A 16,580-nucleotide genomic window follows, 5' to 3' on the forward strand; every position below is an offset into this window, starting at 1 on the left:
TAAAACAAGAATAGCTTCATTAAGCGATTCTAGAGACTCACATATTGTTCAAAAAGTAACATCTTTTATTTTGAAGTCTATGGTTCAAACTCAATAAATAATTTTCTTACTGCTTATTTTTAAATTTTGTTTTTAGTGACTTCTGATTTGAAATATTTATTGATTACTAGATATTTTTAAACTAAAGGAAATCAGAAATTAGTTCCTTAGAGGAGATTGCTTTGTGGCAGTTGGTTGATTGGATGAAAAATAGAAAGTTAAAGGAGGTAACTTAAAGAAAAGAGATAACTAAATATTGAAATAATTAAAAAAAATTAGAGAATCATCTAGATTACAAAACATTTAAATTGTTGGTTTGTTTTTGCCTTATTAGTGGAGTAACAGGAATTTCTTTAAATTTTGAAAATAAGAATATTAGAACAAAAATTTTGCAAACAACAAATAATTTTACACCAAATCAATTGATATTAAGAAAACTATTACATTGAGTAAATCTGATAATGGCGGGAAATTAAATTTGGATTTGGATAAATGATTATCCAAAATTGACAAAATTAGGAAGAAAGCAACTTTTAAAGAAGTTGGGATGAAATTTGGAAATGAAGATTTAGAAGAAAATGATAAATTGATAAGTCCTGCCCATGATGGTAAATATTATTTCGCAAAATATATTAACGATAATATCTATAAATTAGAAAATGGAATGATTATTCAAAGATTTCATAAACAAGATTTAGATAAGTACAAAGATTTAAGATATATCAATTTGAACATGACTAAACAAAATAAAGCAAATGTAGTTTTTTATCTTCTATCACTGTAGGCTCTTGTTTTTTACTCGACTTTCTACAGGAATAAAAATTGAATGTTCTCATTTTTTTAGAAATAATCGCTTTCCGGGTGATGTTGTTTGAGGAATAATTAAGAATGAAGATTTAAATTATGACTCTTAATGTTGAATGATTGATGTTTTAAATAAACTATTGTTTTCAAGTTTTAATTCACTCATTTCTGTTTGTTTTTTCATTTCTGCTTAAAAGCTTTTCCATAAAAATTTCTCTTATACTCATGCAATTTGTGAATTTTGTGCAAAATTTGCTTCCAGTTCTAAAATTTTCTTGGTAATTTTGTGTTGATTATTCGTTTCTTCGTAATAAATCATCTCCAATTTATCATTTCCAGTAGGACATAAATAAATTGGTTCTTTGTTATTATTTATAGTTCTAAATTCATTTAACAATGATGCGCAACGGCTTTTAATTCCTGTTTCATGATAAGATCCATCACTTTTAAACGAACTAAAAGAGTTTTTTAGTGATAGAAAAGGTAAGGAAGCCAAGCTCCCAATAATAGACACATCTGTTACATACACAAAAATTATAGGAAAAGCAAAAATATTAAACATTGAATTAAATAATCTTACTGAGTTGACTAGATAATTTTACAAATAAATGAAAGAACGAAATCATTGAATTTTATAAAAAAGATAGCTTTAACAATAAAGTAAACCAAAACGGTACAACCTCTTCCAAAAATATTAAAGTTTTCCACCCGCACGTTCTCGTACGGGTACCTTGTTACGACTTAACTCCAATCAAAATTACCAATCTAGACACAATTGAATGCGGTTTTGACTGATACTTTCTTTCATAGTTTGACGGGCGGTGTGTACAAGACCTGGGAACGTATTCACCCTGATATAGCTGACACAGGATTACTAGTGATTCCAACTTCAAATAGGCGAATTGCAGCCTTTTATCCGGACTGAGATAGGTTTTCGGTGATTAGCTCACTATCGCTAGATTGCAACACATTGTACCTACCATTGTAGCACGTTTGCAACCCAAGGCATAAGGGGCATGATGACTTGACTTGGCCCCATCCTTCCTATATCTTACGATTCAGTCACTCTAGAACTAATTAACTAGAGAGTAGGGTTGCGCTCGTTACGGGACTTAACCAAACATCTCAAGACACGAGCTGACGACAGCCATGCACCACCTGTCTTACTGATATACTCCACCATATTTCTATAGTTTTGCAGTAGATAACAAGCCTTGGTAAGGTTTTTCGTGTATTATCGAATTAAGCAACATGCTCCACCACTTGTTCAGGTCCCCGTCAATTTCTTTGAGTTTCATATTTGCATATATACTACCCAGGCGGAGCATTTAACGCGTTAGCTACAGCACTCGACCTAACATCAAATACCTAATGCTCATCGTTTACGGCGTGGACTACTGGGGTATCTAATCCCATTTGCTCCCCACGCTTTCAAGCCTCAGCGTCAGTTATATCCCAGGTACTCGCCTTAGCCTCTGGTTTTCCTCAATATATCTACGCATTCCACCGCTACACATTGAATTCCAGTACCCCTTGATTAACTCTAAGGAGGAGATCTCCATCGCACACATTTGTTGAGCAAATGCCTTTAACAATGGATCAGCCTCCCCGCCTACGCTTCCTTTACGCCCAATAAATCCGGATAATGCTTGTGACCTATGTTTTACCGCAGCTGCTGGCACATAGTTAGCTGTCACTTATTCAATTAGTACCATCAAGGCGCGCTCATTTCCTAGCGCGCTTTTTTTCCTAAATAAAAGAACTTTACAATCAGAAGACCTTCATCGTTCACGTGGTATTGCTCCATCAGACTTTCGTCCATTGTGAAAAATTCCTCACTGCTGCTTCCCGTAGGAATATGGGCCATATCTCAATCCCATTGCGGCTGTTCAACCTCTCAGTCCAGCTACCCATCATTGGCTTGGTGGGCCTTTACCCCGCCAACTACCTAATAGGACATATTCCCTTTTCCGCGCGAGGCTCCCGAGGGCGCCTCCTTTAATTTACAAGTCCATAAACCTATGTAGTATTAATAGCCCTTTCGGGCTGCTATCCTACTCGCGGAAGTAAGTTAAATATGTATTACTCGCCCGTTTGCCACTAGCAGAACAAGTTCTACTCGTTCGACTTGCATGTGTTATGCATACCACCAGCATTAATCCTGAGCCAGAATCAAACTCTCATTAAAATTGTTAAGGTTTACCTTTTAATTTATTGTCAAAGAACTATCTTAAAACCTGAAAAGACTTCAAGTCCTTTAATAATTTTATTTATGAAAAATTGTCTTTTTCAGGCACTAATTATTAATTTATATATGCTATTTCTTCACTAATAAACAGACTTTTAAAACTAATGTTTTAAAAGTCAAATTAAATATTTAAAAACCAGCAAATTAAAACTAACAATTCTTTCGTAAAATTTTTATAAATCTCTTATGCAATCTCTATTTCTATTAATATATTGTTATTAATTAATAGATAGATGTGATAAGTCAATTAACCTTTGGGTTTTGTGCTTTTTCAGGCATTTTTCCTACACCGTGAACAAAACCTCAACAGAAAACAACGCCTACCTCAAAACCAGCTGTTAAGGTTGTTACACCAACAGTTACCACTCCCACTTCTAAGCCTGAAGCTTCAACGCCCTTTACTGAAATAACAGAACTAGGATATGAAGGTTGTGATATCGTGTTTCTTCCAAAAGGGGTTCCGCAAGTCTTGTTCGTGTGCGGAAGAAGAATTGATGAAACATTAAGTCCTTCTCTTTTCTACTACGACACTTCCGCGCCAACAACTAATAAGTCAAGACACATTTTAGGAGTTACCTATAAATCTTCAAGTTCTGTAACTATAACATTTAAGAAAGATCCAAAATCTATTCCACTGAAATATCCCCCTTACTGATTTAACAAATGAAAAGGAATGGGAACAGTTAGCCCAGATACAAATTGCTCTCTAGAACCAACTGGTTCTACTTACACACTTAAATGTAAAGATAAAACGGGAAAGGGAGTAGAAGTACAAAAGGGAATTAATCTGTAGTTTTTTTAATTATCTTGAAGCTCTAAACTAATTTGGATGTTCTTCAGCAAGATCATCTTTGGTTTCTTTCAATCCCTCTGTAAAAATTATTATTAATTTATATACGCTTGTTAATTAACTAGTAATAGACTTATCACAACTATTTGGTGATAATTAATAATTCTTTTATAAGATAAAGTTCCTATTAATTTAGAAGTGGCTGTATCAAGTCGATTAACCTTTGGTTTTTGTACCTTAGGAGGCATTAGTCCTTTGCTGTGAGCTAGACCATGAGAGGGGCAAATGCCCCCCCCCATACCAGCTATAAAGGTAGCTAAACCGGAAGTTACTATCACTCCCCCTAAGCCTGTTACTCCTCCTTCAATTTCTCAAGTATTGAAAGATCAGGGATATGAAGGTTGTGACTTCTTGACTCAAAGGGGACCTTCGAGAGTTTTATTTGTATGTTGAAGAAAAATGGGTGGTGTACTGAAAACTTCTTTCTTCCACTACGATACTTCAGTATTAAAGACTAATAAAGATGCTAAAGTAGAGGCAAGCCATATTGTAGGTATTACATATACATCTTCGAGTTCTGCGACTATGAAATTTGAAAAGGGTCCCAAATCTGTTCCGCTAAAAAATCCTCCTTTCTGATTAAGCAAGTGAGAAGGTAGAGGGGAAGTTAATCCAGATAATGATTGCTCTCTAGAGAAAACTGGTTCTAATTACACACTAAAATGTGGTGACAAAACAGGGAAAAAAGTCGAAGTGCAAAGGGGAGTTAATATATAGTTTTTTACTGAATCTTTTAAAACCTTTTAACTAATTTAGGAAGATTTAACAATATCCCGATAACTTTTTATTGCTTTTACTTAAAAAATAATTCCTGTACTAAGTCCTCTATAAAACTTCCTAAATTAACTTATTACTTTTAGAAATACTTAGTTATTTTTATCCTTTTTTAAATTGCAAACATGATCAATATTGAAACTATTAAACCGTAAATAGCTACAGACTCGCAAACTGCGGCCCCCACAATAAATTGTTTGAAAATCAAAGCCTCTACCTCTGGGTTTCTAGCTAAAGACTCCACAGCCTTTCCTCCTATATATCCTTGTGCAATGGCTGCACCTAACCCAGCCAGAATTGCAATTCCAGCACCTACTCCTTTAATTTCGTTATTATTAAAGCTGACGAGAGCCAAACCGCCCCCCCCAACTTTAAACAATTCCATAAAAAATTCCTGAAAACCCATTAATAAATTCAGCTAAAAAGCTGAATTATTATCTCTCAGAAACGTAACTTAAATAGTAGGCCTATGAACTAATTGTTTCTAACTAACTTGATTTTATTTTTGAAATTAATAACTAATCGAATTGAAATTCCATTACTATACTTGACTTAATTTTTTGATGATCAATTAACATTGTTAAATTTGAAATATTGCTTGTTAATTATTTGATTTTATATTTCTTTGAGATTTTCCAACGATTGGAGAAAATTTGAAATTAAAGATTAATTTCAACACATAACCGAAAAGATGTTTTCATTCTTGATTTTTAAAAATAAGAGAATTTGAAAAAAATAGGGTTATGTATTTTTATTTGATAGGATATTCAGAAAATTGATTTATTTAATTAAATTTTGGGCAAGATTTATAGTATCGAAACATTATCTCTAGAATCAGAAAAAACATAAGCTTGGAAGGCAAAAAACTAGAATATACACAAACTCAAGAACTGAAAACTCTAGAATCATGTCAGGGCGTCTGTTGCTCATCAATTAATTCAAGAGAATTAGCAATGACTAGAAACTACTAAAAGCCAAAGACAGAAAGTCCTGTTAAAGAAAATAATATTTCAAATTATTTCAGAATCTCTCTTAAGTACACATAGAATCGATTTATTTACTACTTTTAGGCTTAAAGTCTTCTAAATTCAAATCTCTGTTTTGATATTTGTCATAAAGTTGTTGAAAATCTAATTTACCATTAGTGCTTACTGAAGATCCACTATCGAGCGAGAGTTCATATTTTTGATTTGGTTTCAAAGTTAATGCAATAGAAGAAGAGATTGATCCTCCATTTAATTGAAAATGATGAAGTTTTCCGTAATAGTCAGTTAAGCTATACTCAATATTTCCACTAATTGTCCCCCTCTTTAAGCTATCAAGGGAATAAGAATTAGTGGAAGTTTGTTCAGAAACTGCTTTATGAGCTGACCCATTTGTTTTTAAGGTGATATTCACCTAATGGGAGTTATCAAACAATTTTTAGAGATAGGAGTTGAAGAAGTAAACATGTAACTTAAAGAATTCTGAGAAGAACTATTTGATAGGTTGCAAGTTTCTTTGATCTTGGATAGAACATCATTGCCATTATCTGAAGTTGTTGTAGATACTTGTTGTGGGTTACTGGATGAGTGGAATAATGTTATCAAGTTAACTTGATGTTGTAATTTCAGAAATTTAAGCATCAAATCAAGAAGATAGAAAATACTTTCTGAATTAGAGTCATCTGTTTTTCTTCATCAATTCAATACACAATCTTGTTCAGAAGTAAAATTCGTTGTTGCAGAACCATTTTTTAATTTAGAAGATTTAGGTAAACAATATCTTCATCAGTTTTGTTTATCCAAATATTTAAGTGGAAATTCTGCAACTAAATCAAAGGATTTGGTTGATGGTTGACTTTCGAGAGCGCCTACTTGAATTAATTGGTAATCCTTAATTCCTGAACTGCCTGTACCAGAACTAGTAGAAACAGCTCCTCCGGAGGAACCATTCTCAATAGTCAAAGTGGCTTGAGTGTAATATCCACTTGGTTTTGATCAATTGATAATAGAAGATCCTGTTAAAAGACTTATTATTGGAATGGAGATAGCACTTACAAAAATACAAAGTTCTTGTCAATGTTCTAATAAAAAACCCATTAAAAATAATTTATTTTGACTTTATAAATTTCCTAAATGTTAGAGTCCGTAATTGCTAAAGAATAACAAAAGTAACACTTAATTGATTGCAAAATACAACTAAAATTAATGGGTGTGTTCGCTCTTTTTGCGACAACACAACTATTAAATAAATAGTATTTAAAGTTTTTTAATTGAAATAACTCAATAAAAGTTATTTTTATTCTCTTCAAAAAAGACCTTTAGACGTATGAAATGAATAAGAAATTTATTGAATGCAGAAACTTTGATGTTATTGCTGTTCATAAACTTTCTAGAAGAAATTGGATGTCACTTTGCCATAAATATATGAGAGGGTCCAGTAGAAAAGGACGGGGAACATATAGTGATCGATCTTGAGGAATTGGAAACAATAATTATTCTTTCCTCTATACCAAAAGATTTCTTTCCAGCGAGATAAACTAATCGAAATAGTGTATTTTTAAACAACTAATCTAATAGAAAACTCTTATTAAAAACACCAACAACCTAAACCAAAAAGATTAGCTGTTATTGTTGGGTGAAATTTAGATTAATAGTTGTTCAGAAATGCTAAAGTAACTACCAAAAGAATCTTGAATGAGTATGGGGGGGGATTATTTAGTTTTAAAAAGGAGAAATTTTATTTAAGAAACACTATTTTCTTTTTGAAAGGGAGTTAATGTAATTTGAGCGTAATTAGGCTCAGTATTGGTATCTCCTGTTGGAACCTTTTTTCAAGAACAAAATAGTATATTGGAGTAGTCTTCCCACGGCGCTTCTACCAAAATACAACAACCGTTTTCCTTTGCCCCTTCACAGTCAAGTTCAAGAATAAGATCTTTTAGAATACCCTTACATTCATTCGGGTTATTTGCTTTTCAATGTTTCTCTTCCCCCCCCTTCCACCAATTTTTCTGAAACTTAATCATCATTTTTAATCTTTAGCTCTTTTAATTCCTTTAAAGAATTTGAACTTTGGTTATATGAGTAATACTTACGATCTGTGCAAACTAATAATTCATCTTGCGAACTAGAAGAAGCAATTTCCGTTGCAAATTCATAAAAAGATAGTTCAGTAGAAGATGAATCTTGTTCAGTCTTATACCTAGCGGAAGTTGAGGGGAGAGATATTGAAGCAGTAAAAATGACACCATAGGTGGCCAAAGTTACAAATTTAGTTAAATTCAAAAAACTCATTTAATAGTTAACTATGGAAAAAACAAAAAATACTAAATGTTATTTCCTTTCTAACTAGAATTAAAGCTTTACTAAGTTATTCATTTTCATATTCCCAGAATTTCGATAACAAAATATAAATGAAGAGAATTTGAAAAAAATAATTGGAAAGGATTTAGTGTAGAATGGAAGGAGCTACCTTAAAGTGCCATTCTGAGGGATATAATAGCGGACAATTAGATTTGAGTCCCTTTTATTTTTAATTTAGATTAATTTTTGAACAGTAATTGCCATAAATATTTAGATATCTTCTGAGCCCTATGCTAGCATATCCAAGTAGTAGCTTATAAACTCTCCCGTACCTTCAGGATCCGCCATCACGCAATGCAGAAGGTCTCCACCTAACATCGGGGTTACTAATCTGCAATGATCTTCAGGAACTATATTGTGAAAATAATGTCACCGACTATATGAAGCCACACTTAAATTAACATCTTCCATTTGGTCATAAAGTCTAATTGATAAAACAGATTCATCTGATTTTGTGCCTTCAGAAAAATTCACACTAAAAATTCTTTTAGGTGACTTTAAATTTGTGTCTTTGTCAAATGTCTCCTCTTTATCTAGGTAATAGAAACTAGCTTTTTCATCTGATTCTTTACAAACTCAAATAGCATTAAATAGACTATTTGAAGTCATTACATTGGACAATAATTTGCAACCTTTATTTTTTAGTTCAGATAAAGCTAAATTTCTTCTAACGCTCGCATTTTGAACGACCACTTTTTCTTCTGTTCTATCAGATTTCTTTCGAGTTGTGCTAGTTGCAAAAATACTTGTGGCGGGGGTCAAAAAACCTATTCCCGCACAGAAAAGAGAGCCAAGTTGCAACATCATCTTCTAAATTACTATAAGTGGAAAATAGATTTTAACCCATCTCCTTGAAATATTAGATAAATTTGTTTAGGATTTCCTATAACACTTACAGTAGTCATTGTTTGATTTGTTGGAGTTGAAAAAGATTCTTTCCATGTTCCAGTTACAGAACCATTTTTCAATTGATCTCCCTTGAAAATAGTTGTGTAACTGTTTGAATCAGTTAATGTAGTTTCAGTGGTTAAAACAAACCTACTTCCAAATGTCATTTTCCAACCCCCTCCCAAAAATAAATCTTTAGGGAAGACTCCAGTTCAATCATTAGGCATTATCTTGTCTCCAGTTTCTTTGCAAGTTAATGAAATATAGTCCCCCTCCAATTGGTTGAAACCATTTCAAAGCATATCTATTATGTCTTCTGTATTCTTAATAACTGTGCAATTTCCTGCTTTTGCATTGCCTAGTTCCGCTGCGGGGGAGGGGGTAAGATTTGCAGAAGTTCCTAAGCCTTCTGACACCTTAACTGGAGCTGGACTAGAATTTAAACCACTTTTTTGAGATATTAATCAAGGGACTCCGGCACAATCCCCTCCAATACTTGCGACCAAGGAAAAGAGTCTAGGATTTACAGACATTTTCTAAAAGAATCTATCTAATTAAAAGATAGAAAAATTTTATCTAGTGAAGTCTTGGCGTTAGTTATATTAATAACTTTTACAGTGTTAGTTTTTGTTTTCTGCTCTTCTCCTGTTCACTCGCCAACTACAGAAGAAGAAAATTTATTACTCTCAAAAGTTAATTTGCTGGAATTATTAACATCCCCCTCTAAAGGTGTAATTTTTATTCTCATTTCTAATTTGCTACATTCCGTTAATTTACTTCTATTTATAAAGAGATTATTGGGAAATAACCCAGTTCAAGCAGTTGAAGAGCTTAAATCTTCATCTGCACTTTCTGTGCAAGATATTGTGTAATAATGATCCTTATTTTTACTGAAAGAAAAAAGTATGTCACTTAAGTCTATTGACAATTTCCATTTTCCTCTTCTTTTTTAATTTCTGGAACCGAAGTAATTTGAAGTCCTGCAGGTGCGACAGAGGAAGTCTGATTATCTGTAGATTGATATTCTGTTTTAACTACTGGAACAATTTCTTCGGAACTATTTTGCTTGTTGAGAATTAATGGGATTCCTCCACATCCGACTCCAAGCCCAGCACACAAAGAGAGTATTCTAGGACTTACAGACATCTTTTAGAAATTAAATAGCATTTTTAAGACTGTTGAGTGAAGGAGATAATTTTTTCATAATAACAAAATTACTTAATTGCTAACGAGATATATATTGTCCTTAACAGAATCTGGAGAAGTTATGTTAATTAACTTAACCTCTTTTTCGTCTGCTTGTTGAGTTTCCCCTTTAAATTCTCCACTTATATCAGATTCACATTTATTTCCTTTAAATACTACTCTACTATAACTTTCAGAGCCCAACTCCTGATTTAAAGGGGAAATTAACATTTCTATTTTTAACTTACTTCTACCAACTAATGTGTGTTTTTGCTTAAAGAGTATTTCGGGAAATATTCCAATTCAATTGCTTGGGAGTTTTGCTTCTTCAGTATCAGAATTTGTAATAGTATTTTCACAGGAAACTGTTACATAAATAGAACTATCTAAACCTAGATCTCAAAGCATAGTGTCCAAACTATCCAAAGATTTAGTAACTTCGCAATTTCCTAAATCTTTTATAGATTCTGGAAGAACAGGTTTGGTTTCTACAATCTCTTGAGCTTCTTCGGTGAGTGAAGGATTGGTGGAGAAATGAGTACTTTGAACATTTTTAGAATCTTCTGAGCTACTTAAGTTTCCTTGTTGAAGCGCAAAAACATAGGGAGACCCGAGCATCCCCCGCCGATGCCAATTGCTAGAGTTAGAGCTTTGAAGCTAACAGACATCTTTTTAAGTATTTAAACACAAAATGAGAATGTAGAAAAACAATTCCATTTTTCAGGAAAGTCTGAATATTTTACTTAGGTTTCGTTGTTCTTATAAAATTTTCTTTCTTTGCTCTTGAATTCTCTTCGTTCCTATGCCATTAAATCTTCTTTTTTAAAAAACCTGTAGAAAAAAATAACTATTTAAAAGAAGAAGAGTTACTGAAATTTATCAAGGATTCTATCCTGAAAAACTAAATCTGTCTTAGGTTGTTTATGTACTTGTAAGACCTTTCTTGTTGTCCAACAATTTAAAAAGTTAGAGAAAGAGCTATGGAACTCTATAGTATTGTGGGTGAAGAAGTTGTTGTTTATATTTCCCCTCTCCACAATTTAAACTAATTTTTACTTGATTAGTTTCAATTTTGCAAGAGGTTTTTAGATTTAGATCATTTAGTTGAGTTAGTTTATCCTTGTCAGTCCCTAAAATACTAACATAAAATTCTTTCATTGTTAAACTTTTTCCACTAAATTCTGGAAATTCAACTTTAATGCTTTTATCAGATACTTCTACTTTTATCTTTGAAATTTGTAAGTAAGAAATTCTACCCCGACCCTCTTTAGTTCATCACAATCAAAAAACAGGATCATTTGTTTGTTCTTTATTAGGACAAACAAAAAATTCTCCTGAATCTCTGTCAGTAAATAACTTGTAACATTTTTGTTTCTCTTTCTTATTAAGAATTATTGGATTTTTGCAGGGCAGTTTTCCTGCTCTGCTACCAATTATTGAACTAGTTGCTACGGCAGTGACCGTTCCCGATAGTAAAACCAATCCGGCAATCTTGGCCGTCAAGAAAGACATTTTGAGCAAAAATTATTGGATTTTCAAATCTGATTTAAAGTTCTACAATTGCTTACTTTAACATGTAACTTATTGTTTTTTGCTTTTAAACTAGAGCTTTAAAAATTTTCAAAACAAAATTAGTAAAGAATTCAATAGTTTTGTGCATGAAGGAGATCTTGTGTATATTCTCCACAATTTAGTTTTGGTCTTTTAATATGGTCAGTTTGGAACTTGCAGATTTTGTCAAGCTCTTGTTCATTTAATTTATTTAAAGTATCTTTATTAGTTCCAAAAAGTGAAACATATCCAAGTTTCATGGTTATCTCTCTATTCTTGGGGCCTGTATCTGTTGTAAATTGGACCTTGATTCCTTGATTACTATCTAAAACTTGAGTATTAATTTTCTGTACTTTGGTGTAGGGGTTATATTACTTATTAGCTCCCTTCTGTGACCATCTTAGTCAAAATACTGGATTATTTTCTCCTTCCTTTGTTGAAGGGCAAACAATCATTTCTCCGCCCTCCGATACACTAGAAAACAATTTATAGCACTTTTGTTGCATTCTTTTGCAAGGTTGTGTTTTAAATATTGAACCATCTTTGCAAATTGATGAAGTGGCCGCAACAACTCCCCCTCCCAGCAATGTAGTTAATCCAATAGTCTTTTCCGTTAAGAAAGACATTGTAAGAGAAAACTTGTTTTCTTTAAATTAAGTTCTTTAGTATTTTTTAAAAGTACATTTTTGCAACTTAATTAAGTCAAATGAACAAAAAATGACGAAAAATTATAAAAACCTAATGTACAGGTATTGGATAGATTTGTTTATAAGGGAGAGGTTGAGCGTATTCTCCGCAACTTAATGTTGGCTTTGTATTCCCAGTATTGTCTAATTTACAGGTACTAGAAAGTTCCTTGTTATTTAACTTATCTAATTTATCTTGAGCTATTCCGAAAATCGGAACATAACCCAGACTCATTGTGATTTCTTTGCTTTTAGGCTCTCCATATGTTGTAAATATCACCTTGATTCCCTTAACCCCATTATTTAATACTTGAGCGTTTAAGCTCTTTACTTTGGTATAAGTTTTTCTTTTTCTTGTAGATTCTGACAATCTAAGTCAAAAGATGGGATTATTGACTGTACTACCCTCCTCTACTATAGGAGGGGGACAAACCAATAACTCCGCTCCATCTTTAACGCTTGCAAATAACTTATAACACTTTTGTTTCATCCATTTAATTGTGCAAGAATTTATTGCATTTTTAAGAACTGGAGTGGCTGCTGCTATAGTACCACATCCACCTAAAGCCGAAGCAAACAAAATATTTTTGGGAGTTAAGAAAAACAAAGTGGTAGAAAATTATTGAACCTTTGAGAAAAAATTTTTCTTAATTCAAATAATTTATTTAAAGATTATTGGAAAATTAAATTCTTTGAAATTTATCTTTACTGTTGATAACTTAATGTGCCTTATTAACTTATTTTTAAATGACTCTTGAAAGATTCATATTTTCTAGTAATTTCTTTGCCACTTGAAGTTCAATGTGAGAGCCAGCATTAGAAGCCATTTCATTTAATTGTTTCTCTATTTGATTAAAGGAGTGAACTGCATTTTTTCATCCTCACATGCCCCTATCTCTAGCTAATTGTTGCTTTCCTTTTTCAATGGTCGCAATTGCACTATTTAAAGAAGAAATGTCTTTCTTATAACTATTTTCATCCTTATAGAAATGTCTATAAGGATTCTTTGTTCATTCACCTCAATCATTTCTAAACATCTTTTTACCTCCACCTCCTTGTTTGGTAAGTTGAACTTTATCTTGCGTTCACTTAATAGTTCTCAGAGATGACTTTATCTCGTTTAGAGAGGGGGCAGACATCTTTTTCAATTGATTCAATTGCTCGCTCTCTAATGTTGTGATGAAATTTAAATTATCGGACAATTTAACTTTTTCATCTGAAAGTTTGCTATAAGCTTCATATATTTTTTGCAAGCTTTCTCTTTCTTCTCTTGAGGTTGAAGTTGTGGCTCCTTTATTTTGTTTTTGACTAGATCATCTTTCAACCTTCTCTTTAATTTTTTGAAAATTATTTAAATGTTGATCTCTAGCTACTTCTTGGCCATTTAAATATTGTTTAATAGTTTTTTCATATTTGTCTTTAATTTGTGACTTTAAGGCTGTAACCTGATCTTCAGTCTTAATTTCACTAATTACATTCTTTAATACATTCTGAACATTTTCTTTTTCCTTTGTTAAAGAATCTAGAAGTAATGAATCACCAGATTCTGATAACTCTAGATTAAGTTGAGGTAAATTAGCTGAATTATTTGATAATTCAAGTTGATTGTTTTTATCTCCGCCAACTTCTCCTTTGAAATCTAGCTTGTTGGATTTACCCTCTAGATACTTACTACCATAATCTTCTAAAGAATGCCCCCCCCAATCTAAGACTTTCATATAGTTTGATATCTCAAAGTTGTTATTCAAAAAAGGTATTATTAATACATTAGCGCCTGCGAGACCTAAGCCGACTATAGCCAACTTAATGCCTTTTTGCATCTTCTATGTTTCTATTAAGTAAATATTTAATACTACTTAAATATTCGCTTCAAAATAAACCAATTATGGATAGAAAGTCTTTTCTTTGGCGGGGGACGGTCTATCACTTTTGGATTAAGTAATAGCTTTTTAATTCTTTAAAAATTATTTACTATAAAAATCTATATTTTGCTGTCAAGCGCGCCCCAGAAAAACTATTGTTACTCAAATCCACTTCAGAATAGTTTTTATCTAAGAATCTTAGAAATCAACTTCTAATTTAGGAAAAGCTGCCTGAAAGTTCTCAGTTACTATATTTTTAAAAAAATATTGGGATTGAGAGCAAGTTTTATTTATTGCATATTCCCTTTAGTGGGTTTTGGAGTAGCTACAGCCATAGGTACCCCTTCAGGGTCCACATATTTTTGGAAGCTGATGCAGCCCACAAAGCCTGTTATTTCTAAACATTTGTGATATAAGTGAATTTTTGACCGAAAGACTTATGCTTAAATAAATATTTGTCCGAATTCGAAAAATACTCCTATCTTCTATCTTTGATGATTAAAAGAAAAAGATCCAGACTATGGAGGATTTTTAAAAATTTCTCAAATAACAAAAGTTAATGAAGAAGAATCTATGGAAATAACTCTTCAAGAACCATTAAGAATGCCTCAAACAGCAAAAACAAGAACCATACAGTTTGATGATTGAGAAAAGAAGTCAGGAAAAACTAAAAACTTACCAAACTTAATTGGAAAAGATTTAACAACGGATTGCAAAATAGAGTCAGGCAATACTTTGAAATGCACTTCTGGATATACATTCTTTATAACTTATCATTTTGATGCTTGATCTTCTTGAATTGAAAAATAAATAATTGAGAGAAAACTTAAATATCTAGGAAAATTTATAGTAATTAATTTCAGGAATCATTATTTTTAAGTTTTTACAACTTAACTTAGTTGAAGTTTTTAAAAATAATGGGTTGATGTTTCTCCACCATGAGTGTATGTAGTTTGGCAGTTATAACTCCTATTATGGCCTCCTTGGTTTCCCGAAAAAGTCTAAAGTCGCCTAAAAAAAGATGATGGCCCAAACAATGTTACAAATGAATTATTGATACAGGGAAAAAGAATGGTACTGGTCCAGGAGAGATGATTATTTGTCCGCATACAGATAGTAAGAAGCTTTTCTTTTATCTTTGATGACTAAAAGAAGCTGATGATAAGACTGGATTGGGTCAATATTTTTATCTTTTAGAACACATAAAGCTAGAAGGAGAAAAAATTAGCTTTAGTTTTAAAAATGATGCAGGAGGGACGAAATCTAAAGATAAACAATTAACTATAGATCAATGAGAAAAACCAACAATTAACAAGATAAATGGACAATCACTTGAAAGCAATTGCGAAATGGAAGGAAATTATTTGCAATGCTTGTCTGGCGCTTATAAGTCGAAAAAACTTTCCTCACTTCCTTTCTACTTTTAGTTATTCTCTAAGAATTCAAAATTGATGGAGAAATTCTTGATATATAATTTTTTCCTGCATTTAAGCTTTTAATTTGTTTGCTTCAAAATTAAAGATTTTTTGTTCTTTGTGCGCTTTAGTTGGATCGGGAACTACCGCTTCATTTGTCACTTTTTCGAGCGGGACAAAAAGAGAAAAAACTGTTGCCAAAAAAAAGTGATATCCCAAATATTGTTATAAGTGAATAGTTCCAAAGGAAGCAGGAGAGCTACTTGTCTGCCCCTATCCAGAGGGAGGTTCTCAACCTTACTTCTTTCTTTGGTGACTAAAAGATTACTATTTTGTCAAGAACGATGGAACTCGCCAATATTTTTATTGATTGGAAAGTATTAACAAAAAAGGGCATGAGATTACTTTCACATTTAAGGGTCGAAGTAAGGGTCAAGAGGGAGACAAAAAACTAAATTATTGAAACCCAGATTTAGAGAAATTGAATGGAAAGCCTTTAGAAACTAGTTGTAAGATGGAAGGAAAAGATTTATCTTGTTTATCTGGGAGTTATCGGGCAACAAAATTAGATGGTCATAAGTTTTGGTTTTAGTTATTTCAAAGTAGGAGTAGATACAAGTTTATTTATATTTGGAAACTCAGGGAAGGTAATGATAAAGTTTTTAAGATCACAGGTTAGACCTAGTTTTCTTTCTGAGAGTTATAAAAGTGATTAATTAAAGAGAATTCTGCAAAGAACAGAGTATGTTGAATTTTCTTGAGAGAAATTCCCTTTAAATTTTCAATAATATGAAGTTTTTAAAAATAATGAACATAATGGGAGTAGTTATTGGAATGAGTGGTTTGGCAACAACAACTACTTTTCCTTCTTGGCAAGGAAGAAGGTTAACTCGAGTGAGAAAAGTGAGTAAACATTAATGTTACAAGTGGA

Annotated in this window: 22 protein-coding genes and 1 rRNA gene; 7 read left to right on the forward strand and 16 right to left on the reverse strand. The window is 32.2% G+C overall.

Annotated elements, in window-relative coordinates:
• Positions 1–484 precede the first annotated feature (484 nt).
• Positions 485–823 (forward strand): hypothetical protein, encoded by a 339-nt coding sequence (locus tag MR07_RS03100; RefSeq protein WP_024071443.1) that lies wholly within the window; start codon positions 485–487, stop codon positions 821–823.
• A 237-nt stretch (positions 824–1,060) separates the two neighbouring features.
• Here the strand turns inward: MR07_RS03100 and MR07_RS03105 are convergent, their stop codons facing one another.
• On the reverse strand, positions 1,061–1,357 hold the full coding sequence (locus MR07_RS03105; RefSeq protein WP_024071445.1) for a hypothetical protein: 297 nt from the start codon (positions 1,355–1,357) through the stop codon (positions 1,061–1,063).
• Between the two features lie 178 nt (positions 1,358–1,535).
• Positions 1,536–3,031, reverse strand: a 16S ribosomal RNA gene (locus tag MR07_RS03110).
• Positions 3,032–3,326: 295 nt separating this feature from the next.
• Here MR07_RS03110 and MR07_RS03115 point away from each other — a divergent pair.
• Both MR07_RS03115 and MR07_RS03120 read left to right on the forward strand, forming a co-directional pair.
• Positions 3,327–3,884: a hypothetical protein gene (locus MR07_RS03115; protein WP_024071446.1), complete on the forward strand. Its 558-nt coding sequence runs from the start codon at positions 3,327–3,329 to the stop codon at positions 3,882–3,884.
• 195 nt (positions 3,885–4,079) lie between these two features.
• Positions 4,080–4,658 (forward strand): hypothetical protein, encoded by a 579-nt coding sequence (locus MR07_RS03120; RefSeq protein ID WP_043901209.1) that lies wholly within the window; start codon positions 4,080–4,082, stop codon positions 4,656–4,658.
• 169 nt (positions 4,659–4,827) lie between these two features.
• Here the strand turns inward: MR07_RS03120 and atpE are convergent, their stop codons facing one another.
• From atpE to MR07_RS03135, 3 genes are all read right to left on the reverse strand, one after another.
• Positions 4,828–5,100, reverse strand: coding sequence for an ATP synthase F0 subunit C (gene atpE, locus MR07_RS03125; RefSeq protein WP_043901287.1), 273 nt, complete (start codon positions 5,098–5,100; stop codon positions 4,828–4,830).
• Between the two features lie 668 nt (positions 5,101–5,768).
• A complete protein-coding gene (locus MR07_RS03130; RefSeq protein ID WP_024071450.1) occupies positions 5,769–6,113 on the reverse strand; it encodes a hypothetical protein in 345 nt (114 codons plus the stop codon).
• Positions 6,098–6,796, reverse strand: a complete 699-nt coding sequence (locus MR07_RS03135; RefSeq protein ID WP_024071451.1) for a hypothetical protein — start codon at positions 6,794–6,796, stop codon at positions 6,098–6,100. The genes MR07_RS03130 and MR07_RS03135 overlap by 16 nt, the downstream gene beginning before the upstream one ends.
• A gap of 229 nt (positions 6,797–7,025) precedes the next feature.
• On the opposite strand from MR07_RS03135, the gene MR07_RS03140 reads away from it, so the two are divergent.
• Positions 7,026–7,235: a hypothetical protein gene (locus MR07_RS03140; RefSeq protein ID WP_024071452.1), complete on the forward strand. Its 210-nt coding sequence runs from the start codon at positions 7,026–7,028 to the stop codon at positions 7,233–7,235.
• Between the two features lie 205 nt (positions 7,236–7,440).
• Here MR07_RS03140 and MR07_RS03145 read toward each other — a convergent pair whose 3' ends face one another.
• From MR07_RS03145 to MR07_RS03205, 11 genes are all read right to left on the reverse strand, one after another.
• A complete protein-coding gene (locus MR07_RS03145; protein WP_144079572.1) occupies positions 7,441–7,728 on the reverse strand; it encodes a hypothetical protein in 288 nt (95 codons plus the stop codon).
• The gene (locus MR07_RS03150) at positions 7,718–7,993 is read right to left on the reverse strand and encodes a hypothetical protein (protein WP_024071454.1); all 276 of its coding nucleotides are present in this window, start codon (positions 7,991–7,993) and stop codon (positions 7,718–7,720) included. Before MR07_RS03150 ends, MR07_RS03145 begins: the two co-directional genes overlap by 11 nt.
• 297 nt (positions 7,994–8,290) lie before the next feature.
• Positions 8,291–8,869 (reverse strand): hypothetical protein, encoded by a 579-nt coding sequence (locus MR07_RS03155; protein WP_144079573.1) that lies wholly within the window; start codon positions 8,867–8,869, stop codon positions 8,291–8,293.
• Positions 8,870–8,880: 11 nt separating this feature from the next.
• Positions 8,881–9,483 carry a hypothetical protein gene (locus MR07_RS03160; protein WP_024071456.1) on the reverse strand — a complete coding sequence of 201 codons (603 nt, stop codon included), beginning with the start codon at positions 9,481–9,483 and terminating at the stop codon, positions 8,881–8,883.
• A 17-nt stretch (positions 9,484–9,500) separates the two neighbouring features.
• Complete coding sequence (locus MR07_RS03165; RefSeq protein ID WP_024071457.1) at positions 9,501–9,878, reverse strand: hypothetical protein; 378 nt, start codon at positions 9,876–9,878, stop codon at positions 9,501–9,503.
• Complete coding sequence (locus MR07_RS03170) at positions 9,869–10,096, reverse strand: hypothetical protein (protein ID WP_024071458.1); 228 nt, start codon at positions 10,094–10,096, stop codon at positions 9,869–9,871. The genes MR07_RS03165 and MR07_RS03170 overlap by 10 nt, the downstream gene beginning before the upstream one ends.
• A 72-nt stretch (positions 10,097–10,168) precedes the next feature.
• Positions 10,169–10,753: a hypothetical protein gene (locus MR07_RS03175; RefSeq protein ID WP_024071459.1), complete on the reverse strand. Its 585-nt coding sequence runs from the start codon at positions 10,751–10,753 to the stop codon at positions 10,169–10,171.
• 360 nt (positions 10,754–11,113) lie between these two features.
• Entirely contained in the window at positions 11,114–11,647 is a 534-nt protein-coding gene (locus tag MR07_RS03180) for a hypothetical protein (RefSeq protein ID WP_024071460.1), read from the reverse strand.
• A gap of 410 nt (positions 11,648–12,057) precedes the next feature.
• Positions 12,058–12,312, reverse strand: coding sequence for a hypothetical protein (locus MR07_RS03190; RefSeq protein ID WP_024071462.1), 255 nt, complete (start codon positions 12,310–12,312; stop codon positions 12,058–12,060).
• Positions 12,313–12,424: 112 nt separating this feature from the next.
• Positions 12,425–12,979, reverse strand: coding sequence for a hypothetical protein (locus MR07_RS03195; RefSeq protein WP_144079574.1), 555 nt, complete (start codon positions 12,977–12,979; stop codon positions 12,425–12,427).
• A gap of 136 nt (positions 12,980–13,115) precedes the next feature.
• Entirely contained in the window at positions 13,116–14,192 is a 1,077-nt protein-coding gene (locus MR07_RS03205; RefSeq protein ID WP_043901210.1) for a hypothetical protein, read from the reverse strand.
• Positions 14,193–14,807: 615 nt separating this feature from the next.
• Here MR07_RS03205 and MR07_RS03210 point away from each other — a divergent pair.
• From MR07_RS03210 to MR07_RS03220, 3 genes are all read left to right on the forward strand, one after another.
• Positions 14,808–15,044 (forward strand): hypothetical protein, encoded by a 237-nt coding sequence (locus MR07_RS03210; protein ID WP_024071466.1) that lies wholly within the window; start codon positions 14,808–14,810, stop codon positions 15,042–15,044.
• 89 nt (positions 15,045–15,133) lie between these two features.
• The gene (locus MR07_RS03215) at positions 15,134–15,661 is read left to right on the forward strand and encodes a hypothetical protein (protein WP_144079575.1); all 528 of its coding nucleotides are present in this window, start codon (positions 15,134–15,136) and stop codon (positions 15,659–15,661) included.
• 73 nt (positions 15,662–15,734) lie between these two features.
• Positions 15,735–16,241 carry a hypothetical protein gene (locus tag MR07_RS03220; RefSeq protein ID WP_024071468.1) on the forward strand — a complete coding sequence of 169 codons (507 nt, stop codon included), beginning with the start codon at positions 15,735–15,737 and terminating at the stop codon, positions 16,239–16,241.
• The last annotated feature ends 339 nt before the right edge of the window (positions 16,242–16,580 follow it).

This window comes from Mycoplasma ovis str. Michigan (assembly GCF_000508245.1).
GTDB classification, from domain to species: domain Bacteria; phylum Bacillota_I; class Bacilli_A; order Mycoplasmatales; family Mycoplasmoidaceae; genus Eperythrozoon_A; species Eperythrozoon_A ovis.